The following is a 22,433-nucleotide window of genomic DNA, read 5'->3' on the forward strand; positions in this document are numbered from 1 at the left end:
TTTATAAAAGTATCCTCTTTTGAGGGTGCTTTTTCTTTTGCTTGAAAGTAAGCATATGAAATACATTTTCAGTTGGTGATAAAGAATGCTAGTCGTTAAAAACTTTGCTGGAAATCAGACAGAGCCTTTTTTCACAACATCTGCACCAGTATTCGAACAAGATACTCTAGGTAATTTAACGCTTGAATTCACAATCAATAAATCAAATAACGAAGATGGATTTAACCTTCTTCAAGAAGAGTCAATTGTCACAGCAGCTAATTATGATTTTCGAGTAAAACAATTAATTGATAATAAGCCAGAACGCAAAACCATCCTTGCCATCTCGACATTCTTTGACTTAGCGTATCAATTTAAAGATAAAACTTTTGGTGGCACTCATAGCAGTCAAGAGTTTATAACCTACTTGCTTTCTGGTACAGGTTGGAGCGCAACTATTGATTTCACGGAAACTGCTACAATTTATAAATTTGGTTCAAAAAACATCATCCAGTGTGTTAATCAAATCTGTGATGCCTTCAATTGTGAATTTGAGATATTACCAAATAACCGAGTTCACTTTAGTAAATCACTTGGTCCGGATAATGGAGCACAGTATCGCTATGGTCATAACATTAAAGCACTTAGCCGAAAGATTGATACAACCCATCTACGAACAAAAATTACAGCAACAGGTAAAAATGGTTTGACTGTAACCTACACCTCACCAAATCACACAATATGGGGTATTCGTATTGCTAATCCAATTAGTGACGAGCGATTTACAAATGCAGATAACCTATTGAAAAAGGCTAAGGATGCACTTATTGACTATCCAGAAGTATCGTTTGAGCTGGATACAATCGAATTATTAGATAAACAGTTAGGTGAAAAGGTATGGCTGATTTACGAGCCGATTGAGGGCCTGAAGCTACAGACTCGAATACTTAAACGTTTTTGTATTGTAGATGAGGTTACAGACGAGTTAAAGACTATGGCTGTCACACTAGGCAACTCCTTACCTCGCACAATGTCAGATAATGAGGTTGATACGGAAGAGCTTATCGAAGATACAAAAGAAGAACTAAGTGAAGTTATCGAGGAAAATAAAAAGGAATATAAGTCTGCCATCACACAAACTGATAGCCGTATTACCCTTGAGGTAGAAAAGTTAAATAAATCAATTGCTACTATTGATTTGAAAGCCGACCAGATTAGTCTATCAGTGAGTAATCGAATTGCAAATGAAGTGGCTGCTATTAATGTTCGTGCTAATCAAATACAGTCAACGGTAAGTGCTCAAAACGTTTCAATTGGCAACTTAAATAACCGTATAGGTAGCGCTGAAAGTAGTATTACACAGCAATCTTGGCAAATCAGTCAAAAGGTAAGTACAACGGATTACAATGGCAATACCATTGCATCTTTAATTAATCAAACATCCACCACAATTAGTATTCAAGCATCAAAAATTAATCTTGTAGGCGCAGTTAGGGTTCTTTCAGACATTAGTGGGAATTTAGGTTCGATTACTTCGGGTAACATTCATATTAAAGAAGATATTCACATGGGACGCAGACTCTACTTTAGTGATATGACATCTGTAGGAGGCGCAAATGGGACGATTCAATTAAGTGCTTGGAATGACATTATATATAGCGGATCACGTCACTCTTTTAATGGAACGGTTGATTTTAGTGGAGCAAGAGTAGTAGGCCTTGGCGGTGGAGGAAATTATGTAAGTACTAACACGCTTGGTCTAGAAATTACACAAAGTACAAATAATGCAAGAACAATTGTTTTTAAACGATATGGTCGGGATTTAGGTACGATTACATTAAGATAAGGAGAAATATTAGCTATGGAACAGAATTATTTTCTAATTTCAAATGAAGGAACAGCGTTCGCATTAGAGGGGAAAATAGACTTAGGACAGATTCAAAAGATTTTAAATACACCACAAAATGTTGCTGTACGATTAGGACGTAAAGTGGTCAATAAGTTTATGATTCATGCTGTGGCAAAAAATGAATGTTCCGACATGGAGAATTATAATTTAGGTATCACAGTCGGACAAAGTAAGCTTCGTACGAATGCGGGTGATTTAGAAAAGGTATTAGATGCACTAGAATCTGATATTAATAAAATGGAGTATGTCTTGATAAATGACGCAATGTTGATTTTTAAGCATGCTTTTCAGGTTGCTGAAGCGGAATAAATAAACAAAACGTAAGCAAAGACTTAGCCTTATTTTTATTGTCAAAAAGTTATTAGAGAAAATTTCCCTCTTTTATGATTATATGGATAGTAAAAGGAGTGAAGTTTGTGGTAAATATCGTTAAATCAACTGAGTATTGCGATATCTTGAAACAAGTTAAAATTCAGGATGGAGAAAATGTATATGCAATTGAAGAAATTTATGTAAAAGCCCTTAAAAGAATTGAAGTTCGTTTCGCCTGGTATAAAATAAATGAAAATGGTGCATTGAGATATATTAAAAATGCATTAGATTTAGAAAAAGAAAGTTTGTTTGAATTGTTGAAAATGTCTATTGAAGCAGGGATTTTCGCGAAAGAACAATTCCATGCTTTGTCGAAATAAAATTAAGTCCAAATATTTTTGCCTTCCATAATCATCTGTGGAGGGCTTTTATTATGAAAAAGGAAGGTGTCCAATGAAAACAGACACATTATATACATCACTTGTAGGCGGCTCCATGGCAGGGGTCGCTTATTTTGTTGGTGGGATTGACCATTTAATCAAAGCACTCACTATCTTTATGGCGATTGATTATATTTTAGGGACTATGGTTGCTTTTGTTGTGAAAAACGTTGATAGCAGAAAAGCCTTAATAGGACTGTTTAAAAAAGTGGCCATGATTTTGATGGTGATTGCAGCAGTACAATTAGACTTAGCAACCGAGAGCGGAAACTTTATGCGCAATGCCATGATTCTTTTTCTAATCGGGATGGAAGGGATTAGTATGATTGAGAATCTTGGAAAGTTAGGTTTGAAAGTACCAAAGTTTTTAACGAACTCTTTTAAACAGCTACAAATCGACAATGATGATAAAAAGGATGATAAACAATGAGTGTTACAACTACATGCCGAGATTTAAGCGAATTACTACCAGTGGCTCAAACGGCTTGCAGATTGCTCTTTCAACAGTGCTACAAAGCAGGTATTCAAAATATCTTCGTTACAGAAACATACCGATCGCAAGCACGGCAAAATTATCTATATACACAAGGGCGTACAAGACCAGGGAAAATTGTAACGTGGACGCTAAAGAGTAATCATACTTCACGTTTAGCGTGGGACATTGCCGTGGCTCCACCGAAACCCTTATATGATATAGATACATTAACAAAAATAGGGGCAATAGCTCGTAAGTTAGGTATTACGTGGGGCGGTGATTGGGCACGTAGAATTGACCGACCACATTTCGAAGTGAAGCCCAATTGGAAGATGCCTAGAGGGTACAAATTAGAAGGACAAGTAATTGTGCCAAGTAACAGTAAAATGAAAGTCCAATTAATTGTGGAAGACAAGAAGGAGGAAATCAATGTGGCAAATACAATTTGGAATCCAGGTTCACCAGCGATGAGAACAGAGGCGGAGAACTTTATTTCGCAAGCTGTGAAGGAGGGCATTATTCAAGCTTCACACTTGAAGGATTTGCGGAATGGTCTTATGACAACGGATCGTTTGATTGGTTTGTATATTACAATTCAACAAAGACGTAGTAAATAAAAACGATGATTAATTAATACTTGTTTTTTAGCTAGGTCTTTTTAATTTTGTTTGAATTTATTGGTTAATTATTTACAAAATCTATAGGGCGATGTCATTGTACAAATGATAATTTACACGAAATCTTATTATATATTTTCTTGTAAAATCTAACTAAAATAAAAAATATAAGGAGTGATTGGTTTTGAAAAAAATTTTGTTAATGTTTTTAATTAGTATTCCATTTTTTACTTTTTCTACAATTGGAGATGCACATGCAGCAACAGATTCAACAAGTTTAATTCCAAAAATGACATCAGATAATGCTCCAAGTGGAAAGGCTACAAGTAGTGATGCGTGGTTCCCAGCCTATTTTGCTTTTGATGGAGTACCCCATTATTCAATAAATGGAGGTTTTCATGGATGGGGAACCTCTGCAACAACAGGTTGGCTTGCATATGAATTTAATGAACCAAAGGTTATAAATAAATATGTTTTATATTATGGAGAAAGTCAGAGTAGCGGCCCAGGATTATTGACAACTGTACCCAATTCTTGGACATTCGAAGGGTCAAATGATGGGGAGAACTGGATAGAACTTGATAAAGTAAGTAACTACACATCTACATCTTGGAAAAGTGGAGAAAATGCTTTTGAAATCGAAAGCAGAGAACCGTATAAACACTTTAGAATTAATGTTACTAAAAATAACGGAAGTGTTTCAGGGCAAGTAAATCTTACTATCCACGAATTAGAACTATGGGGTTATGATGCTACGGAAAAACCAAACCCTGAACCTAAGCCAGATCCTATACCAGATCAAAATAGAGCTATCTTAGTAATAACTTTAGTTACTGGTGTAGAGAAAGAATATGATTTAAGTCTTGAAGAAGTTAATAGTTTTATAAATTGGTATGATTCCGCTAATGGAGAGAAATCATATTCTATTAATAGAACTAATAAAAATAAAGGTCCTTTTAAAACAAGGAAAGATTATTTTGTACATGATAAAATCTTAATGTATGAAGTTAGTGAATATTAAATAAAGTAAAGAAAAACTTGTATCTGACTAGGCATTCTATTAATTTTTGTGCCTAGTCTTTTTTTTATAAAAATTGTATTCGTACTAAAACATGAACGATTGATTCACTTTGGAGTCGATTGAAAATTCTATGGGGAGTGTACGGTCATGAGACAACAACTTGTAAAGGCTACCTGCGAATAAAAATAAGTAAAAAAGTATAAATAAAAAATGCTTGATACATTTTTTTACACCTAAAAAAAGCAACCAAAGCAACAAAAAAGCAACCAAAAATCTGAATGCAGGTGAATATCGGTGAAATCGAAACATTATACAAGTGTGAAAAACCTTGCTATAATGGGCTTTGTGATTACATATGAAAGAGGGTAAAAGCATGAATGCTTACGACGAATATATGAAACAGGTAGTGAAGCCGATGCGTGAAGAGTTGGTGGAGGCTGGATTTAAAGAGCTGACAACGGCGGATGCTGTTAATGAATTTATGGCGGAGGCAAAGGGGACTTCTTTGGTTGTTATCAATTCGGTATGTGGATGTGCGGCAGGGTTGGCTCGTCCAGCGGCTCGGGAAGCGGTAGCTGCGGTTAAACCGGATAATCTTGTAACTGTATTTGCAGGGCAAGATCCAGAAGCAACTGCTGCAATGCGTGGTTTTTTTGAGGATGTACCACCAAGTTCACCATCAATGGCCATTTTAAAAGATGGGGAATTGGCTTACTTTATTCCGCGTGAACAAATTGAAGGCTTCCCAGTGGAGCAAATTACTGCACATTTAACAGGTGTTTTAGAGCAGACATGCGAGAAGTAAAAACAATTGTCACTACAGCGGGCAGACCAGACGACTTGTCGATGGTGCTCGCTGATTTTGTGTGTAGCAAGTTAGATGCTCCCTTTATCCCTCGTCATAAACGCTCAATCCGTAAACTTGCAGAGGACTTTCAGGCGAATATCATTGTAGCAGGGAAAAATCGCTATGAATATTATGCATTTGGCGCAGAAGAGCCCTTTTTCTTTCATCCGAATTCCGCAGCATTTCGCTTAAAGCGAGTAGCGAGGGGAGAAATGGAGCCGTTTTTAGAGGCGGCACAGCTCGAAAAGGGCGATTCGGTCTTAGATTGTACGCTCGGTTTAGGTGCTGATGCGATGTTAGCCGCATTTACTGTTGGTCAATATGGAAGAGTGGTGGGACTGGAAGCGAATCCAAATGTGGCGTTTATTGTAGCGCATGGTATGAATACATATGATACCTCGGAGCTTCCGTTAACGGCCTGTATGCGGCACATAGAAGTGGTACAAGCAGAAGCGGTTGCTTATTTAAAATCACAGCCAGACAGTGCATTTGATGTTGTCTATATGGACCCAATGTTTGAAGAAATTATTGAGGAATCGAATAATTTTCAGGCACTTAGGGCAGCGGGAGCACATGTAACTTTAACTGATGCATGGGTCGAAGAAGCGAAACGAGTGGCTAAAAAGCGTGTTGTTTTAAAAGCTCATTATAAATCAGATTGGTTTGAAAAACATCATTTCTCCAGATTAACGCGTTTGACTTCAAAATTTCATTATGGCGTTATTGAGAGACAATAGACGACGGGAACAGACATCATATCATGTCTGTTCTTTTATTCTTGTAAAAAAAATTTTAGCGTAAATGAACGTTATAAAAGAGGTTTCTACAAAAAAATGGCTTAGAAAAATTTTTCCTGTAATTGTGTTAACTTTTATGTGTACCAATTGAACAATTTTCTTTAATGATTGTTATTGCCATTTGTTTTAAACAAATATATTGAGTTACAACGGATTGTCCTAGCTCAAACATCTATAGGTTTGACATTCAATTAATGGCTTTTACATTACCGATATTATCGCACTTAAATTTACCTGTTGTGAGCGTTATTATCCTTGTTATAAATGCCATGAAGCGCACGCACAATATGCTAAGAATTGACGATTCAAGCCTATATGGAGTCAACGTCCTGCGTTTTTAATGAAAGATGTGCAGCTCATTATCCTATTTATTTTACCAAGCCATAGTTTATAGTGAAAAATGTGATTTTACTTTATAAATTTTTTGTGCTATAATTAAAAACGTGCTATTTTAGGTAGCATCTTTCAGTAATCTGGCATTCTGCTTTTTGTTTTTTAGGATACTTATTCACACTGGCGCATGCTTTGGGGCTGCAAGGACGCAAAAGAAGGTTGGGTTTGCGTTGCTTAAGTTAGAGAGCACACAGTGGAATTTTACCGCGGTGAAGAAACGAAACGTTTCGAAATAATATTCCCCAGATGATTGGGTTGAGACTTTACAATTTACAGAAATGTTACCTATTAAATACTAAAGGGGTAGTTTCGCTAAGGCGAGGCTACCCCTTGTCCAATTTGGATAGGAATAAAAATAATAAGTATATGTGATTTAGCACCTGCTTTTTTATAAAAAGTTAGGTGTTTTTTTAGTTTTTTCTCCTAAATTACGACATATATCGACAAATTATCATGGGTTATATTACCGTTTACTATTGTGGGAAAATAAGTAATAATAAAGTGCGGAGTTTTTTAAAAAATCAAATATATACTATTTGACTGAAAAATTCTGAAAAAAGATTGAAACGAGGGTGTGGCATATGAAACAAGTAAACGAAGTACCAAAAAGTGTATTGAACCAACTAGCAGAAGTAGCTCAGCAACAACAAGAAAGTTTGGAGGCACTTGTAGCATTCTATTCCCAAGAAAGGTTGTTAGTTCGACTGGCAGCTTCTTCCTATGAAGATCAATATTGGCTATATGGCGAATTTTTATTAGGGACATTGACCAATGATATAAAGTCTTCTTCTGGAATTACATTATGCGCCAAAAAAATGGTCAATAAAGAAAGTATCATCAAACATGCTTTCAAAGAAATTTCTACAGTGAAAGTAGCCGAAGATGGGGTTGCGTTTGTCAGCGATGAAATAGAAGTATCCTCTAGCGGTGAAGAAGAAGTTCAAATTAGGATTCCTGCGCAAATAGGGCACATAACAACATACATAGAAATAGCAATAACTTTATTTAATAGTGCTTCCATGGCTCCTCGAAAAATTGCAACCGCATCATTGCTAAATAGTTCGTCAACTGAACTATTAGCGTATCCGACAGAGCTCATCATTGCACATAAATTTAATACCATATATCAATATCCAACATTAGAAGAAACGTTGAAAGATTATTATGCAATTTATTTACTAGCAAGTACCCAAAATTTTGAAGGTCGTGTATTACAAGAGGCTATACTCGATACATTCGAACGACATAAAACGACAATTGAAAAAAATCCGCCTGTGTTCTCAAAACGTTTTGATTTGGACGACAGCAAGAACAAAGCATGGCAACAATTATTAACGCAACAAGTATCCTTTGCTAAAGTTCAAAAACTTGTTCACCAATTTTTATGGCCAATTTATAATCAAATTGAAGTAGAAGATGAATTCTTTGAAAATTGGGATTATACATGTGGTAATTGGCGATAAAACATTGAAAAATCCGCGAGCTCAAATAGCGTTCGCGGATTTTTTATCTGTATCTTTAATTTATCCGACATTTTCTGGACTTAAAATATCGGATATAGTAGGTTGTTTTTAATTATGATAGATAGCGAAAGGAGTGATATTAATGGATTGGATTGTAAGAATAAATAGAGTAATGGATTACATTGAACAAAATCTATCCGGTAAAATAGACGCCAAAGAGGTAGCAAAATTAGCATGTTGTTCTGAGTACCATTTTCCTAGAATGTTTTCAGCTATAACAGGATTTACATTGGCGGAGTATATTAGGCGAAGGCGTTTATCGCAAGCTGCATTTGAACTTCAAAACAACAGCTCTATTCGAATTATTGACCTTTCGATTAAGTATGGATATGATTCACCTGATGCCTTCAGCCGTGCTTTTAAGAACCTCCATGGGGTTACTCCAACAGTAGCTCGCAAGAAAGGGATTGAATTAAAAGCCATCCCAAGACTCTCCTTTCATATTTCAATCAAAGGAGATGTAGAGATGGATTATCGAATCGAAGTATTAGAAGTTGAAGTTGAAATTGTAGGTGTGAAACAAGAAGTTAGGACAGCTGATGCTTTTATTGATATTCCTAAAATGTGGGAAGCTGCGAATAAAAATGGATTGTTACAAAGATTAATAAATATGTCATGGGAAAGCCCACAATGCAAAATGGAAGGGATTTTAGGTGTTTGCGGCAAACAAGCGGCAATTACAGATGAAGAATTTGATTATTTTATGGGATGTCGCTATTCGCAAAAATTCCCCAATGATATGGAGAAAATCGTCATCCCTAAAAATACAACATGGGCTGTTTTCCCAAATATCATGGATGCTTGGAACCGTTTATATACTGAATGGCTGCCATCGTCCGGATACGAATTGGCAGACCTGCCTTGCGTTGAAAATTATTTAGCACCTGATCGCATTCCTAGTAATGAGCTTTGGGTTCCTGTCCTACAAAAATAGTTTTTAAAACGTATTTACTGTGCATATAGATGTAAGTTGAAGAAGACCACTCCACGAAGGGTGGTCTATTTTATTGAGTAAAATCACTAAACAGAAACAACGAGGTAAGGTGTGAGAGATGTAAAATATAAATGTTAGACCAATCTAGAAATGGTTTTAATGCGCCATTCATTTGCATACAGTGGGGTGAAAGCAATCTTTGAAAGGATGTGAAGACACGATGAAAGTGAAGGTTAAAGAATGGCGTGTAATGTCCGATCATAACAAACAATTATTATTAAACGCGGTAGCTACGAAATAAAACCTTAATGAGTGTCTGAAAAGATAATCACTAACGAATAGCTAAAACAATTAAATAAAATATTGACACTTACTTCGGTAGGTGTTTTTTTTATTATAAACTGTCGGAAGCACTATAGCTCTACTAACAACCGCTTTGCAAAGGCTTGTTTAGATAATAGCAGGTTAAATGGTATGATAAGAATAGATTGGTAAATCGGATATAAAAAATGAGAAGGGAGTTAGTGTGAATGGAAGTTAGAAAGCCGAACAACTTTGAAAAAGATGAAATCATTGCGCTTTCGCCACAAGCTTTATTTGATGGTACATTGGGCGGAGTAAGGGCAACCAATGAAAAAGTAATGAACCTTATTGAACCTCTTCTAAATAAAGGATGCTATTATTTAATCGCAACAGAGAATCATAACTTAATGGGATGGATTCTAATTGGTGAAAATAAAGACCAATTTACGGAACAATTAAATGGCTTTATTTATGAGCTATATGTAAAAGAGGCCTATAGAGGCAAGGGTATTTCGAAAGTATTAATGAATGTTGCTATTGAGCAATTGAGACAGGAAGGATATTCAGAAGTCAGACTTAGCGCTTACGTAGGGAACCATGCGATAAAACTATATGAAAAAATGGGGTTTAGTTACAGAACCGTAAGTATGAATTTACAATTGTAAAAGTCCTTAATCATACACAATCTAAATAAGTACCTGGTTGTATTTAATAATCGATTGTTTTTGTATTATGGATTTCATAAGTTCATTCAAAATTATTTGCTTATAGCAATCGTGCACTCAATAGGAGCTTTACATGTTAAGGGAATAACAAAAAAGATTGAAGCCAAAGAGCTTCAATCTTTCTTATTCATACATTTCTGTATATGCGTTTGCCGTATTTGATTAGCCCTACCAAGCCCCTTAACAGCACCTAATAGAAGCTTAATTTACATCATGTTGCAATAAAAAATTTGAAAATAATAGCAAAAACTTAAGTAATACGGCATTATACATACAAACTGTGTTCGGTATGCATAGTAACTAAATTAGTCAGTGAAGCATAAAGAAGTTAAGTAACCTAACATTAATAAAAGACCAATACCCATTGCGATTGACATACTTTGTACCTCCTTTTAAAAAACGACACATTTATACATAAATTATTGTACAATGAAATGTAGAAATATGAAACCTTTTATTGGTTGGAACGTATTATATTATAAGTAGAATTACCAATTTGTACATAAAAGAGAAGGTGTTAATTAATGAAAAAGTGGGTTCAAAAAAGTATCGTAATTATGGTTGCGTTTTTAACATTTGGATTAATTACGCCAACACATGAAATTTGGGATGCATTCGATCAAAACCCTTCGAATCGCGCCTCTATCGGTCCTTCTCCTGGGACAAGCACTGCGCTAGCCGCTGAACCCGAAGCAAAAGCGGATGAAGCAACTGAAATACAGCAAAATGCGATTGACTACGAAGCACTTCTAGTTGACGCAGCAAAAGAGCAATCGTATATGAAGTTTGGAACAAAAATAGGCCCTAAAATTAGCAATGAATTTGATTCTATTATCTTCCCTAAAATAGAAGAGGCAATAGCGATGACAGTGGCTAACGTTGAAGAGGGATCAATGGCAAATCTCACAATTACTGAAAAACCAAGTGGCAACTATGGTGAAAAAATTTTCAATATTGTTAATAACGAAACAGGCAATGATTTAATTCGCTTCCATGTGCGTACAGAAAAGCGCCCACAAGAAGGCTACTACTACAACTTCCACTATCACAGTGCCGAGGATGATTTTATGGCTCACAACAATCTCGGTGATATTTACTGGGAAAAAAACACACCACCGAAGTGGTTGTCTTGATAATTTTAATTGCTTTCAAATAGTGTGAAAAGCCTTATAATCTAAGGCTTCCAGACTGTAGACAAACTCGAAAAATTTCGAGTTTGCCTACAGTCTTTTTTCATTTTAAGATAAAAATAGATGTCTACTCCTGTTGATTTCCGCTACGTTCGGGCGCTTTCCGCGGGCACATTGTAAGCCGCAACCCTCGCTAACGCGCGGTCTGTTGCGTCTTACGTACTGTGCGTTCCCGCAGGAGTCGCCCGCCCTTCGCTCCAATCAACTTGATATGAATTGCTATCAATCAACTATAAATAAAATAATCTATTTGAGGTGATGGAAAATGATGTCGAAAAATCAAATCAATGAACGTGAACAATTAGAAATACTGACAATTGACCAATTGGTGCCACAAGACCATTTAGTCCGAAAACTAGAGGCAGCGATTGATTTTTCGTTTATCTATCCATTAGTGGAAAACCTCTATTCATCTTTAGGGCGTCCAAGTATTGACCCTGTTGTTCTCTTTAAAATGACCTTTATTCAATATGTTTTCGGTATTCGCTCAATGCGTCAAACTATTAAAGAAATTGAAACGAACATGGCCTATCGTTGGTTTTTAGGATTTGGCTTCCATACAGAAGTTCCACACTTCTCTACCTTCGGTAAAAATTATGCGCGACGGTTTCAAGACACAGATGTGTTTGAACAAATTTTCTATCGTATTCTAAAAGAAATTATGAAGAAGGGTCTCCTGCATGCAGACCATGTATTTATTGATTCCACGCATGTAAAGGCAAGCGCTAATAAGCGAAAGTATGATAAAAAAGTCGTTCGAAAAGAAACACGTGCTTATGAAGAGAAACTTCAACTGGAATTAAATATTGATCGTGAGGAACACGGAAAAAAACCCTTCCCTCCAGAGAGATTTGAAAAAGACGAATGGAAAGAAATCAAGGAAAGTACGACAGACCCAGAGAGTGGTTATTATGTTAAGGATGAACGGACTAAGCAGTTTGCGTATTCATTTCATGCAGCGACAGATGAAAAAGGTTTTGTATTAGGTACGATTGTGACTCCAGGAAATGTGCACGATAGCTATGTATTGCAGCCACTTGTTGAAAAAATCATTAAAAAAGTGAAAAAGCCATTAGCGATTGCTGCGGATGCTGCTTATAAAACACCTGCTATCACTAACTTTTTATTAGAGAATCAAATGTTACCTGTTCTCCCTTATACACGTCCTAAAACAAAAGATGGTTTCTTTCGAAAGCATGAATATGTGTACGATGAGTACTATAATTGTTATCTTTGCCCACAAGGGCAGGTATTGAAATATACGACAACCACAAAGGAAGAGTATCGCCAATATAAATCGAATCCATCGATTTGTGCTAATTGCCCCTGGCTATCACAATGTACAGAAAGCAAGAATCATCAAAAACTTATTCAACGTCATATATGGGAAACATATATGGAAGAAGCTGAACATTTGCGCCATTCATATGCTATTAAACAAATTTATGCAAAGCGTAAAGAAACGATTGAACGTGTCTTTGCAGATGCAAAAGAAAAGCATGGTATGCGATGGACAACCTTAAGGGGTCTAAAAAAATTGTCCATGCAGGCGATGCTTACTTTTGCTGCCATGAACTTGAAAAAGCTTGCTACTTGGACATGGCAAGCTGCTTAAGGAGAATAGATATGCTCAAAGAGTATGGTCAACTTGGCAGTGAAATCTAATTATTTACTATAAAAAATGACAAAAGGCATCAAGGTTAAAACTTCTTGATGCCTTTTGTCGACAATCTGCATTCATTATTAATAATGAAATATGGAATATCTGAAGGCGCTTTATTATCACCACTTAAATTAATTGAAGGCATTAGGGAGGTTTAAATATGACATTAGTGTATTTGTATCAACAAGAGGACGGTAGCTGGACTATTTTTTATGATAGTACGTATATTCCAGAAACTTTTAAAAACAAAATTATCACGACAAATATTCCTGAGTATCCACAAGACGGTAATGGCTATGTATTAAGTCGTAATCCTGTTACAGAGGAGTTCTATTGGGAACTTGTGACGTCTGAAGAACCGGAGCTTGAACCAGAACCCGAACCTATCCCACCAGTCGAAACAATTGGAAGATGCCTAAAGGCTATAAATTAGAAGGACAAGTAATTGTACCAAGTAACAGCAAATTGAAAGTCCAATAATTGTGGAAGACAAGAAGGAGGAAATTACAGTGGCAAATACAAATTGGAATCCGGGTTCACCAGCTATGAAAACTGAAACAGAAAACTTTATTGCACAGGCTGTGAAGGATGGTATTATTCAAGCTTCGCATTTAAAGGATTTACAAAGTGGTGCAATGACAACGGATCGCTTGATTGGTTTATACAATACAATCCAGCAACGTAGAAATGATAAAAAGTAACCGAAATCAGTACGGTACCTGTTGGAATTAATCAAATAATTATCAAAGACCAGAAAAGCTATTTTTAGCCGAGCTGGTCTTTGATAATTCCAAGTTAAAAATTAATTAACCGCATACACATGCACTACAAATGAAGAGGTTGCTCCACTTGGATCGGCAATATACAGAGAGCGAATCGATTTTGCATCTGTTCGATTACCACTTAATATTCCTTTAAAGATAACAGGATCTGTCGCAGCAGATTTATCTTGCATTACATTAAATTTGATTGCATTTGAATCTCCTCCACCTTCAACCTTCCAAAGTAATGTTGTTGTTCCTTCTGGAAGGCCTTCTGTACTGAAGTTGCCACTTGAACGATGCTTTTGTCCACTTTGAGGATTCTGCTCAGATGTAACACTTGCAATTAACGTATTTGTTGTTGTTGACATTTTAAAACCTCCTAGTAATTTACTTTATTTTAAAACTAATTTTATTTTACCATATAAATGTTAATTATGTTTAAAAAATACATATTTTCGTTAGTTGAATGTAAAAAAGTATAACGTGATTGTAATAGTAATCTCAGTTGCAGATACCAATGACGAAGCCCAGGTACTCAATTAATTTTGAGCCTGGGCTTTTTGTGTTTCATACAGTAACGAGCAAACTTTATTGTAAAAAGTATTAAAATAAGTTTTGTTATAATTAAATTCGCCATTAGTGTCAACGGCAATAAAACCTGTGATATTCTCCAGAAATGCTAAGTTTTCTAATTTTTTTAATCTATAGCTGCTATATTCATTTAATTTAAGTAATTCTGTAGTAGATGTTGTGCATCGTTACTTTTATAGCATGTTAATTTCTCGTTATTCGCATAAATCTCTTTGAATAGCAATATTTAGGGGTCATACATTTGTTTTAATTGGTCAAAAATCACTTGATAAGTATAAAGTTGAAAGGTCCCGTTCTTTTTTTCATAAAGCATATTTGTAACAAAAGTTGTTATACAATCTCGTTTAACTTCTGTATAAGTATCTTGCATTTCCTCAAATATAGAAAGTATCAAATTATTGTCTCCAGGTTCTAAATCAGGGAGTTGTCCATCCAAAATATAGTTTTTCATTTTATCTTGAAGTATTAGAAGGCAATCATCTATATTTTTGGATTTTAACGGAGTTGGTCCTCCTAATATGATAGGGATTAATATATCTTTTGTAATGTCAGCAGTTGTATTCAATATTTCTTGCTTTTTAGCCATTTCATCACCTATATTCCTAATAATTGCTTTTTTTCGCGTCAGAAGAAGTTATATATAAAATATATTCATATATACTTCAATTCTGTTTTAATATTGAAGATATTGATATAGATGATATGTTAAGGTATAAAGATCATTTCGAGGTTAAAGAAGTCTTATGTGAAATGTATGATTTTAAAGGGGCTTATTATAAAATTGAAACCGAAGGAGAAGTTAATCCTTACGATGGTGGAGAAGATATTTTAGATATAAAAGTTTATCTAGATAATAATAAGATACTTTCTGGAGAAATAAATTTATACTATGGTCACGTAGAATTTAACGATGATGGGAATGTTGGTGATGCTTCAGAAGAAAGTATTGAAGCAAATATCGATGATGTTATTCAAGAGATTAGGGATTTTAAAAGCGTAGTACTTAATGAGATTAATAACAATACAAGGGTATTAGATAGAATTATTGAAAATTTAGGCCTTTAAATTTTAATGAAATGAAAAAGATCACTCCGCGATGGGTGGTCTGTACATTTTGCTCTATAGAGAAACACTTACTTCCGGAGTACGTTCGCTGGTACGAGATGGTGAAAACTAGCATTCGACTTAATAAGACGATTGCGGAGTCGTCAACACTACGGAGAGGCTACTAATTTGGTAGTCTCTTTTTTATGAGAATAATGTATCTCCTATGTATGCAACAGCATATAAAAATGCAAATCCTAAAATGATTACAATGATTGGGACAATAATTTTGGTTCGAATAAATTGCATGATACCACTCCTATTACTTATAATTTTTAATTATGAATCAAATTTCTTATAATGACAATACGTTCCATTTATCCTATGATATAGGTAGATGGAGGTGTCTATAATGGATATAGAAAAGAAATTGAAAATACGCAATTTTATTAGTGTAGCATTAATTGTATTTATGACTTTTTCCTATATAAGACTTGTTTTAAGAGATGGAATAACTCAAGTTGGTTTCTTATATACAGCTATGTATGTGTTATCTGTTGGTATTACAATCTTTAGCTGGTTCTATCAATGGAGAACTAACCAAATAATCAAAAGAAGTCAAAGTCACATTTAACAAGGTGTGGCTTTTTGTTATATCGAAATATAATGATTACAATCATTTCCATTTGTATTATGATTAATATGAAAGGAGGTAATTGTATGACAATCACAATGGATAGTGCAATGCGACTTGCTTTGGGTGCTCGAATTATCGCTATGGAAGAAGTTCTAGTAGCTAAAGGGTTAACAACGCGTGATGAACTTAAACAGAGAGCTGAGGCACAGGTTGAACAGCTTGCCTTGGACGAAACAGATAAAGAAGATATTAAAAGATTTTTACTAAAATAAAGAATACATAAAGTCGCACTAACTACGAGTCGCGGCTTTTTATTATGCATCAAAATTCTATCACACAGTTAATCCTTTCCAGTTTATGATTAGTGTAAAAGGCGGTGAAATATATGAGTGTAAAAAACAAAGTAAAATATCTTAATATAGTTACAGTAATTGGTATGTTATTATCAACATTCTTTTATATAAAGGCTGTTCTAAGAGATGGGTTTGAACAAGTTGGGTTTTTAACAACAACATTATATGCAGTAGCTATTGTAGTATCAATTATAAGTTTTGTAGTACATTGGAAAACTAAACAGTTCATTAAGAGAAATGAAGGTCATGCCTAAATAGGCTCTTTTTTATTATAAATATTTCCACTAAACACTTGTAAAACGGTACTATAATAGTGGGGGGTGAAACATGGCAAAGATAGAGAAAATCATCGATAAGATGAAAGTCCAACCTGGGCATAACCTTCGCAGAAATAAAAAAAGTCCTAGAACATAACGGATACAAGGTAGTAAGAGTTGCGGGCTCACATCACCAGTTCCGAAATGGACAAGGACTTCTAACAACCATCAAGCGTGAAAATCCAGTAGACATTCAAGCTGTGAAGGATGCACTCAACAGAATAGGGGAGTAAATTCCTCTTCTGTTTTTCCTTTCTATCTTATGCCATATCACATGAAAAATCAAAAAGACTTAGATTATTATTTGTCGATGCCGTATACATTTCAAGTGCGTAAAACAGTGTCAGGTTATTGGGCTAACATCAAAGAAATAGATGGATGTCACACGCCAGCGGACAGTATCGAAGAAGCCTATCGAGATTTAGAGAAAGTTTTACAAATGACTATTGAAACCAAACTAGAATTCGGCTATCCGATACCTGAGCCAGTTGACCAAGATTACAGCGGAAAGTTCAATGTGCGTGTTCCTAAATCATTGCACAAACAATTAGCATTGGATGCGGAAGCCGAGGGCGTATCGTTAAATCAGTATGTGGTGTATAAACTTTCAAGATAATAAATGAGAAGTCACGTTCATTTGAGCGTGGCTTTTTATTATACAATTAAATATATTAATGTAATTATTGTAATAAAAAATAGTATGAAAGTTATAAATGAGTTGTTATAATTGAACTATATGGAATAGGAGGAAAAACATGAAAAACATAATTAAAGCATTTTTAGTACTTACAATTGTTTTACTGAGTTTTAATATCAATATTTTTAATAATATTGAAGCAAAAGCAGCAACAGTTGAACAACAAAAGATAACATTTGATCCAACCCAAGGCAACCTGTCTTTAACTAATGAGAATATGACTGTAAGTGGTGGTAATGGTATTCGTATTCTAAATTCGTTTAAACAGACTGGGAAGTGGTATGTTGAATTTAAGATGGAATTGTCGCATTCAAGAATTGGTCTTGCTCAAGAAGGGATAACTTTTGGTGTAGGTCATAGTACAAATAAAGATAATTTTTGGTTTTATAAAAACGGGACTATAGGAGGAGGAGCTCTTCCTGGTCGCAAATATAGTGATCCAATAAAAGACACTGATATAGTGGGCATGCTGTTAGATTTAGATGAAGGTAAAGTAGAATTTTCAATCAATGGTGTAAGTCAAGGAGTAGTTACGACAGAATTAAAGAGTCTTTTTACTAAGCAAATATATATTTATGCCGGAGGAGGATCTAGTTCTTCTAACACTAGTAGAGTAACAGCTTATGTTGATAGAGAAGAGTTAAATTACCTTCCTGAAGGATATTCACCATTATCAGAAAATGACAATAACACTGGAGGTGGAGAAGCAGGGGGTGGAGAACCAGGAAATGGCGACTCCGAAGGCGGTAGTACAAATAAGGTAAAGTTATTCTCAGGTAATAATGCACTATATAAATTGGATGAAAATGGAAATGTATTTGCTTGGGGAAATAACAGTTATGGCCAATTGGGCTTAGGTGATACAGAAAATAGATCGCTTTCAACTAAAGGGAAGGTTGCAATTTTTGAACCAGTTTCGGATTTAATTATTGGCGAACGTTTTGTAATCGCATTATGTAAAAGTGGCAATGTATATGCATGGGGAGATAACACAAGTAAATTATTTAGTGACAGTGGTGGTATTATTCCAATACCGATTCAATTTGATGAAGGCATAGGAGCAATCATCAAAGCTGAATAAATCATTTTTATTAAGCATCCTATTATTTTAATTAGGATGCTTTTATTATGATTTCTATTAACGATTTATAGAGGGAGGTGAGAAATTGAAACTATGATAACGAATCAAAACTTCGGCATATATAGCATATTCGTTACTACAGGTTGAAAGGGTTCCATGGGATTTCTCCAATTGGTTTGTGAGGTATCAATACCAACCAGTTAGCAACAAATGAAATCCTATTTAGTGTTATTAGTAGACTTGCCAATAAAATTTCGGCGTTACCTATTAAATTATACAAAAATTATGATGTGATTCAAAATGATATTTTAGAAGTACTCATAAATGAGCCAAACAAAAATATGAGTAGCGTTGATTTATTAAATGCTTTAGAAGTAAGTAGAAATGAAACTAGTAATGGATAGCAAATTTTACGAGATATACGCATGCGACCAATTGAAATTGTTCCACTAGGTCCATCCTGTGTTACTGAATTTATTAACAAAGATGATGGTTTAGTCACGTACTCGACCTAAAAGTTTAGATAAGAAGGAGATGGCGTCAAACGTCAATGGCATCCAATTGATTTGTCTAGCCAACAACAAATTCCAACTATAAAGGAAATGTTAAAAGGCATTTCTCAGATATTTCAACCTTAATCAATAACAACCTGACATCTACTATTACGTATATGCAAGCGCTTTTGCCAAACTTAAGACAAGCGGAGAATGGAAAAGTTATTTTAATTGGTTCGACGGCAGGATTAGATCGTAACGAACAATGCGCAAGTATCACTCTAAATTCGATTTACGCGGTATTACAAATGTTTGACATGAACATTTGAGAGAAGATAAATTGTATAATTCCAGGGGAACTTGCTGCAAAAGTCCCTTGGAAAAAGCCATTCATTTATATGAAGGAACACGTATCCCTTTACAAGATATTGTATCAATAGTCCAATGTGTGATTAATTTATCACCCGTATTTTGTGTAAAGGAAATAAACATCCCTTCCATAACGGACTTAAGTGCTTGAAGTGTTTAATGATTTAGATTGAAAGGTAAAGCCACCTCAAATTGTTCTCCTCTTAATAAATCAATACTCGTTTACCATACGAGTGTTATTTTTTTTGTTTTAATTCCTTCATCATGACGCATCTGAATAAATTTTTAATGTTAATGGTTGAACTATTAACATTCCTCAATGTGCAACTGTAATCTAAAACTCTATTATTGAAAATAAAGGGGGGTATTTTATATAAAAAATTTATGAAAGCGTTAAATAGGCTATTTACTGAACGATGTAAAGGAGAATTAAAGAAAGATGCGTAAGAAGTTTTTATTCGTGGTACCTGTCACGTTATTTTTATTTGTATTACTTTTCAATGAGAATAAAGTTTTAGCAAATAATTTTACAGAAGATGGTTTTATTTATAATGATAATATAACGGGTATAGTACCAGAAATGTATTATCCAGGTGGGGTAACAATTTACGGAGATAATAATCCCAGTCGAAAAGATTTGGTCATTCCAGATACGCTTGGTGGTAAGCCTGTCACAAATATATGGTATGAATCATTTAATAATAAACAACTGACCTCCTTGATTCTGTCAAATAATGTAAAATTAATAGGTTACAATGCATTTGATAATAATTTACTAACTTCAGTAGTACTCCCCAATCAGCTTGAATGGATTGGAGATTTTGCTTTTGCGAATAATAAGCTATCCAGTATAACAATACCTGATACTGTAAAAAGAATCGGCCAGGGTGCATTTGTTAATAATGATTTACAGACAATAACGATTTTAAGTCGGAATACAATTGTATTACCAAATGCTATACCTAAACAAACGAAGATTTTGGGAACAATTCCATCAAAGGCAAAGGAGTATGCTGATCAAAATGGAAATCCATTTGAGTATTTAGGATTTACAATTACCTACGATGGAAATGGCCATACAAGTGGCAGTGTTGCAGCAGATTATATAGATAAGACAACACAATCATTTACTGTGAAAAAACAGGAATCATTAAAGAAAGATGGTTACGTTTTTACGGGATGGAATACAGAGCGGGATGGTAGCGGCACTGATTATCATGTAGATGAAGTAAAAACAATGACAGGAGATTTAACACTTTATGCTATTTGGTTGCCACAGCAACATGTAACGTTTAACACGGATGGAGGGAGTATAATTCCACCTCAATTCGTGAACGATCAAACATTAGTGGTGGAACCACCTGCTCCAACAAAACAAGGGCATACATTTGAGGGTTGGTATAAAGAGGCAGCACTAACAAACAAGTGGGATTTTATGAATGATGTAGTAAGCAGTCCAATTACTTTGTATGCGAAGTGGAAAGTCGTTCAACATGAAGTGACGTTTAATACAGGTGGAGGAAGTGCAATGCCATCACAACTAGTTGATGACAACACAGTACTGATAGGGCCATCTGTTCCAACGAAACAAGGTTATATATTTGCTGGTTGGTATAAAGAGGCAGCACTTATCAACCAATGGGATTTGACAAATGATGTAGTAACGAGTGCAACAACATTATTTGCCAAATGGAAAGTCGTACAATATGAAGTGACGTTTAATACGAATGGGGGCAGTGGAATCCCTTCACAGATGGTCGATATTAACATGAAGATAAATGAACCCACTATCCCAATAAAACAAGGTTATACATTTGGTGGATGGTATAAAGAAGCAACATTGACAAATGGGTGGGATTTTAAGAAAGATACGATAACAGGTAAGACAACGCTTTTTGCAAAGTGGTTTGTTAATAGTTCTCCAGATAGTAGTAATAATAGTAGTGATTCATCACCGCAAAATGTTACAGTATATTTTGAAACAAATGGCGGGAGCGTATTAGGTCACTTGTCTGTAGCGTATGACACAAAGATAGCAACGTTACCGATTCCTAAAAAGGAAGGTTATACGTTTGGCGGCTGGTATAAAGAAGCTGCTTTAATCAATGAGTGGGATTTGACAAAAGACCGTGTGACGAAAGAGACCAAGTTGTATGCGAAATGGATTGCAAACATAGCGCCAAAGCCTACCCCAGAACCAAGTCCGGAACAAACAACACCTGAACCTGACTTACCAAAAGTGTCCTTTCATGATATTGCGGGCCATTGGGCAAAAGAAATGATAGAAGAAATAGCTAGTCAAGGGATTATCACAGGGTATTCAGACGGTTCGTTTCGTCCGAACGAATTTATTCAACGACAGCATGTAGCATTGTTATTTTACCGTGCTTTTGAGTTCGAGCTGACACGCAATGCGCTTACATTTTCGGATGTAACTGCAAACCATCCATACTATGAAGCCATTACGACATTACAACAAGCAGGAATAGTCGATGGTTCACAGGGGAAATTTAATCCTAATGCTTTAATGACGCGTGCACAGTTGGCAAAAGTCGTGACGCTTGCGCTAAAGATAGAATTAGGAGGCTCTAGCACATTCCAAGATGTTCCTCCAACGCATTGGAGCTATGGGTATATCGCTGCATTAGCAGAACTTGAAATTGTAATTGGCGATAACGGTAAATTTAAGCCAGATGAACCCGTTACGCGAGCACAGTTTGTAGCCATTCTATACAGAGCATTGAATCTTCGTTAGAATCTATTAAACTCATAGACTAATGAAATAAATGAAACTCGTATTTTGATTAAAGTTTTATCAAAATACGAGTTTTCGCTTTACTTGTAATAATAGGTTAGAGTTTAAATATAAAATGGAAGCTATATATATAATTTACAATAAATGTGTTATACTTATTTTGTTTTACAAAAAAAGAAAAAGGGGGAAATAACATCTATTTG

At 35.1% G+C, this 22,433-nt stretch carries 25 protein-coding genes and 1 pseudogene; 24 read left to right on the plus strand and 2 right to left on the minus strand.

What is annotated here, in order from left to right; genetic code table 11:
* Positions 1-85 precede the first annotated feature (85 nt).
* The 15 genes from LS41612_RS10910 (at position 86) to LS41612_RS10985 (ending at position 13,829) form a co-directional block, all read left to right on the plus strand.
* Complete coding sequence (locus tag LS41612_RS10910) at positions 86-1,825, plus strand: phage tail protein (protein WP_024364690.1); 1,740 nt, start codon at positions 86-88, stop codon at positions 1,823-1,825.
* Between the two features lie 15 nt (positions 1,826-1,840).
* Positions 1,841-2,197: a hypothetical protein gene (locus tag LS41612_RS10915; protein WP_024364689.1), complete on the plus strand. Its 357-nt coding sequence runs from the start codon at positions 1,841-1,843 to the stop codon at positions 2,195-2,197.
* 107 nt (positions 2,198-2,304) lie between these two features.
* Positions 2,305-2,580: a hypothetical protein gene (locus LS41612_RS10920; RefSeq protein ID WP_080653398.1), complete on the plus strand. Its 276-nt coding sequence runs from the start codon at positions 2,305-2,307 to the stop codon at positions 2,578-2,580.
* A 73-nt stretch (positions 2,581-2,653) separates the two neighbouring features.
* Positions 2,654-3,070 (plus strand): phage holin family protein, encoded by a 417-nt coding sequence (locus LS41612_RS10925; protein WP_024364687.1) that lies wholly within the window; start codon positions 2,654-2,656, stop codon positions 3,068-3,070.
* Positions 3,067-3,732, plus strand: a complete 666-nt coding sequence (locus tag LS41612_RS10930; protein WP_024364686.1) for a M15 family metallopeptidase — start codon at positions 3,067-3,069, stop codon at positions 3,730-3,732. Before LS41612_RS10925 ends, LS41612_RS10930 begins: the two co-directional genes overlap by 4 nt.
* A 184-nt stretch (positions 3,733-3,916) precedes the next feature.
* On the plus strand, positions 3,917-4,753 hold the full coding sequence (locus LS41612_RS10935) for a discoidin domain-containing protein (protein ID WP_029747452.1): 837 nt from the start codon (positions 3,917-3,919) through the stop codon (positions 4,751-4,753).
* A gap of 373 nt (positions 4,754-5,126) precedes the next feature.
* Positions 5,127-5,558, plus strand: a complete 432-nt coding sequence (locus tag LS41612_RS10940) for a BrxA/BrxB family bacilliredoxin (protein WP_024364685.1) — start codon at positions 5,127-5,129, stop codon at positions 5,556-5,558.
* The gene (locus LS41612_RS10945; protein ID WP_024364684.1) at positions 5,546-6,337 is read left to right on the plus strand and encodes a class I SAM-dependent methyltransferase; all 792 of its coding nucleotides are present in this window, start codon (positions 5,546-5,548) and stop codon (positions 6,335-6,337) included. Before LS41612_RS10940 ends, LS41612_RS10945 begins: the two co-directional genes overlap by 13 nt.
* A gap of 1,034 nt (positions 6,338-7,371) precedes the next feature.
* Positions 7,372-8,253, plus strand: a complete 882-nt coding sequence (locus tag LS41612_RS10955) for a nucleotidyl transferase AbiEii/AbiGii toxin family protein (protein ID WP_024364683.1) — start codon at positions 7,372-7,374, stop codon at positions 8,251-8,253.
* A gap of 142 nt (positions 8,254-8,395) precedes the next feature.
* Positions 8,396-9,247 carry an AraC family transcriptional regulator gene (locus tag LS41612_RS10960; protein ID WP_024364682.1) on the plus strand — a complete coding sequence of 284 codons (852 nt, stop codon included), beginning with the start codon at positions 8,396-8,398 and terminating at the stop codon, positions 9,245-9,247.
* Between the two features lie 530 nt (positions 9,248-9,777).
* Positions 9,778-10,215 (plus strand): GNAT family N-acetyltransferase, encoded by a 438-nt coding sequence (locus LS41612_RS10965; protein WP_024364681.1) that lies wholly within the window; start codon positions 9,778-9,780, stop codon positions 10,213-10,215.
* 584 nt (positions 10,216-10,799) lie between these two features.
* Positions 10,800-11,408: a YpjP family protein gene (locus tag LS41612_RS10970; RefSeq protein ID WP_024364680.1), complete on the plus strand. Its 609-nt coding sequence runs from the start codon at positions 10,800-10,802 to the stop codon at positions 11,406-11,408.
* A 322-nt stretch (positions 11,409-11,730) separates the two neighbouring features.
* Entirely contained in the window at positions 11,731-13,080 is a 1,350-nt protein-coding gene (locus LS41612_RS10975) for an IS1182 family transposase (protein ID WP_105928906.1), read from the plus strand.
* Positions 13,081-13,288: 208 nt separating this feature from the next.
* A complete protein-coding gene (locus tag LS41612_RS10980) occupies positions 13,289-13,561 on the plus strand; it encodes a hypothetical protein (RefSeq protein WP_024364067.1) in 273 nt (90 codons plus the stop codon).
* A gap of 76 nt (positions 13,562-13,637) precedes the next feature.
* Complete coding sequence (locus LS41612_RS10985; protein ID WP_024364068.1) at positions 13,638-13,829, plus strand: hypothetical protein; 192 nt, start codon at positions 13,638-13,640, stop codon at positions 13,827-13,829.
* A 101-nt stretch (positions 13,830-13,930) separates the two neighbouring features.
* Here the strand turns inward: LS41612_RS10985 and LS41612_RS10990 are convergent, their stop codons facing one another.
* Both LS41612_RS10990 and LS41612_RS10995 read right to left on the minus strand, forming a co-directional pair.
* Complete coding sequence (locus LS41612_RS10990) at positions 13,931-14,260, minus strand: hypothetical protein (RefSeq protein ID WP_024364069.1); 330 nt, start codon at positions 14,258-14,260, stop codon at positions 13,931-13,933.
* A gap of 449 nt (positions 14,261-14,709) precedes the next feature.
* A complete protein-coding gene (locus LS41612_RS10995; RefSeq protein WP_024364070.1) occupies positions 14,710-15,069 on the minus strand; it encodes a hypothetical protein in 360 nt (119 codons plus the stop codon).
* A 164-nt stretch (positions 15,070-15,233) separates the two neighbouring features.
* Between LS41612_RS10995 and LS41612_RS11000 the strand changes: the two genes are divergently transcribed.
* The 9 genes and pseudogenes from LS41612_RS11000 (at position 15,234) to LS41612_RS11040 (ending at position 22,230) form a co-directional block, all read left to right on the plus strand.
* On the plus strand, positions 15,234-15,548 hold the full coding sequence (locus LS41612_RS11000) for a hypothetical protein (RefSeq protein ID WP_024364071.1): 315 nt from the start codon (positions 15,234-15,236) through the stop codon (positions 15,546-15,548).
* 391 nt (positions 15,549-15,939) lie between these two features.
* Positions 15,940-16,161, plus strand: a complete 222-nt coding sequence (locus LS41612_RS11005) for a hypothetical protein (RefSeq protein WP_024364072.1) — start codon at positions 15,940-15,942, stop codon at positions 16,159-16,161.
* 86 nt (positions 16,162-16,247) lie between these two features.
* Entirely contained in the window at positions 16,248-16,436 is a 189-nt protein-coding gene (locus LS41612_RS11010) for a hypothetical protein (RefSeq protein ID WP_024364073.1), read from the plus strand.
* A gap of 113 nt (positions 16,437-16,549) precedes the next feature.
* A complete protein-coding gene (locus LS41612_RS11015) occupies positions 16,550-16,771 on the plus strand; it encodes a hypothetical protein (protein ID WP_024364074.1) in 222 nt (73 codons plus the stop codon).
* Positions 16,772-16,908: 137 nt separating this feature from the next.
* Positions 16,909-17,067, plus strand: coding sequence for a type II toxin-antitoxin system HicA family toxin (locus LS41612_RS11020; RefSeq protein ID WP_231786321.1), 159 nt, complete (start codon positions 16,909-16,911; stop codon positions 17,065-17,067).
* Positions 17,068-17,108: 41 nt separating this feature from the next.
* Entirely contained in the window at positions 17,109-17,450 is a 342-nt protein-coding gene (locus LS41612_RS11025; RefSeq protein ID WP_024364075.1) for a type II toxin-antitoxin system HicB family antitoxin, read from the plus strand.
* A gap of 139 nt (positions 17,451-17,589) precedes the next feature.
* Positions 17,590-18,612 (plus strand): SPRY domain-containing protein, encoded by a 1,023-nt coding sequence (locus tag LS41612_RS23770; RefSeq protein WP_024364076.1) that lies wholly within the window; start codon positions 17,590-17,592, stop codon positions 18,610-18,612.
* 498 nt (positions 18,613-19,110) lie between these two features.
* Positions 19,111-19,626: pseudogene (locus LS41612_RS11035) on the plus strand (SDR family NAD(P)-dependent oxidoreductase); the annotation flags it as partial.
* A gap of 288 nt (positions 19,627-19,914) precedes the next feature.
* A complete protein-coding gene (locus LS41612_RS11040) occupies positions 19,915-22,230 on the plus strand; it encodes an InlB B-repeat-containing protein (protein WP_024364077.1) in 2,316 nt (771 codons plus the stop codon).
* Positions 22,231-22,433: the final 203 nt, after the last annotated feature.

Source organism: Lysinibacillus sphaericus (assembly GCF_002982115.1).
Lineage (GTDB): Bacteria > Bacillota > Bacilli > Bacillales_A > Planococcaceae > Lysinibacillus > Lysinibacillus sphaericus.

Excerpts from the sequence above, each read along its gene's own strand:
- LS41612_RS10990 (WP_024364069.1), bottom strand. The coding sequence starts at position 14,260 with ATGTCAACAACAACAAATACGTTAATTGCAAGTGTTACATCTGAGCAG.
- LS41612_RS10945 (WP_024364684.1), top strand. The coding sequence starts at position 5,546 with ATGCGAGAAGTAAAAACAATTGTCACTACAGCGGGCAGACCAGACGAC.
- LS41612_RS10975 (WP_105928906.1), top strand. The coding sequence starts at position 11,731 with ATGATGTCGAAAAATCAAATCAATGAACGTGAACAATTAGAAATACTG.
- LS41612_RS11010 (WP_024364073.1), top strand. The coding sequence starts at position 16,248 with ATGACAATCACAATGGATAGTGCAATGCGACTTGCTTTGGGTGCTCGA.
- LS41612_RS10930 (WP_024364686.1), top strand. The coding sequence starts at position 3,067 with ATGAGTGTTACAACTACATGCCGAGATTTAAGCGAATTACTACCAGTG.
- LS41612_RS10915 (WP_024364689.1), top strand. The coding sequence starts at position 1,841 with ATGGAACAGAATTATTTTCTAATTTCAAATGAAGGAACAGCGTTCGCA.
- LS41612_RS11025 (WP_024364075.1), top strand. The coding sequence starts at position 17,109 with ATGAAAAATCAAAAAGACTTAGATTATTATTTGTCGATGCCGTATACA.
- LS41612_RS23770 (WP_024364076.1), top strand. The coding sequence starts at position 17,590 with ATGAAAAACATAATTAAAGCATTTTTAGTACTTACAATTGTTTTACTG.
- LS41612_RS10970 (WP_024364680.1), top strand. The coding sequence starts at position 10,800 with ATGAAAAAGTGGGTTCAAAAAAGTATCGTAATTATGGTTGCGTTTTTA.
- LS41612_RS10955 (WP_024364683.1), top strand. The coding sequence starts at position 7,372 with ATGAAACAAGTAAACGAAGTACCAAAAAGTGTATTGAACCAACTAGCA.
- LS41612_RS11000 (WP_024364071.1), top strand. The coding sequence starts at position 15,234 with ATGTATGATTTTAAAGGGGCTTATTATAAAATTGAAACCGAAGGAGAA.
- LS41612_RS10910 (WP_024364690.1), top strand. The coding sequence starts at position 86 with ATGCTAGTCGTTAAAAACTTTGCTGGAAATCAGACAGAGCCTTTTTTC.
- LS41612_RS11040 (WP_024364077.1), top strand. The coding sequence starts at position 19,915 with ATGCGTAAGAAGTTTTTATTCGTGGTACCTGTCACGTTATTTTTATTT.
- LS41612_RS10960 (WP_024364682.1), top strand. The coding sequence starts at position 8,396 with ATGGATTGGATTGTAAGAATAAATAGAGTAATGGATTACATTGAACAA.
- LS41612_RS10925 (WP_024364687.1), top strand. The coding sequence starts at position 2,654 with ATGAAAACAGACACATTATATACATCACTTGTAGGCGGCTCCATGGCA.
- LS41612_RS10965 (WP_024364681.1), top strand. The coding sequence starts at position 9,778 with ATGGAAGTTAGAAAGCCGAACAACTTTGAAAAAGATGAAATCATTGCG.
- LS41612_RS11015 (WP_024364074.1), top strand. The coding sequence starts at position 16,550 with ATGAGTGTAAAAAACAAAGTAAAATATCTTAATATAGTTACAGTAATT.
- LS41612_RS11005 (WP_024364072.1), top strand. The coding sequence starts at position 15,940 with ATGGATATAGAAAAGAAATTGAAAATACGCAATTTTATTAGTGTAGCA.
- LS41612_RS10980 (WP_024364067.1), top strand. The coding sequence starts at position 13,289 with ATGACATTAGTGTATTTGTATCAACAAGAGGACGGTAGCTGGACTATT.
- LS41612_RS10995 (WP_024364070.1), bottom strand. The coding sequence starts at position 15,069 with ATGGCTAAAAAGCAAGAAATATTGAATACAACTGCTGACATTACAAAA.
- LS41612_RS10940 (WP_024364685.1), top strand. The coding sequence starts at position 5,127 with ATGAATGCTTACGACGAATATATGAAACAGGTAGTGAAGCCGATGCGT.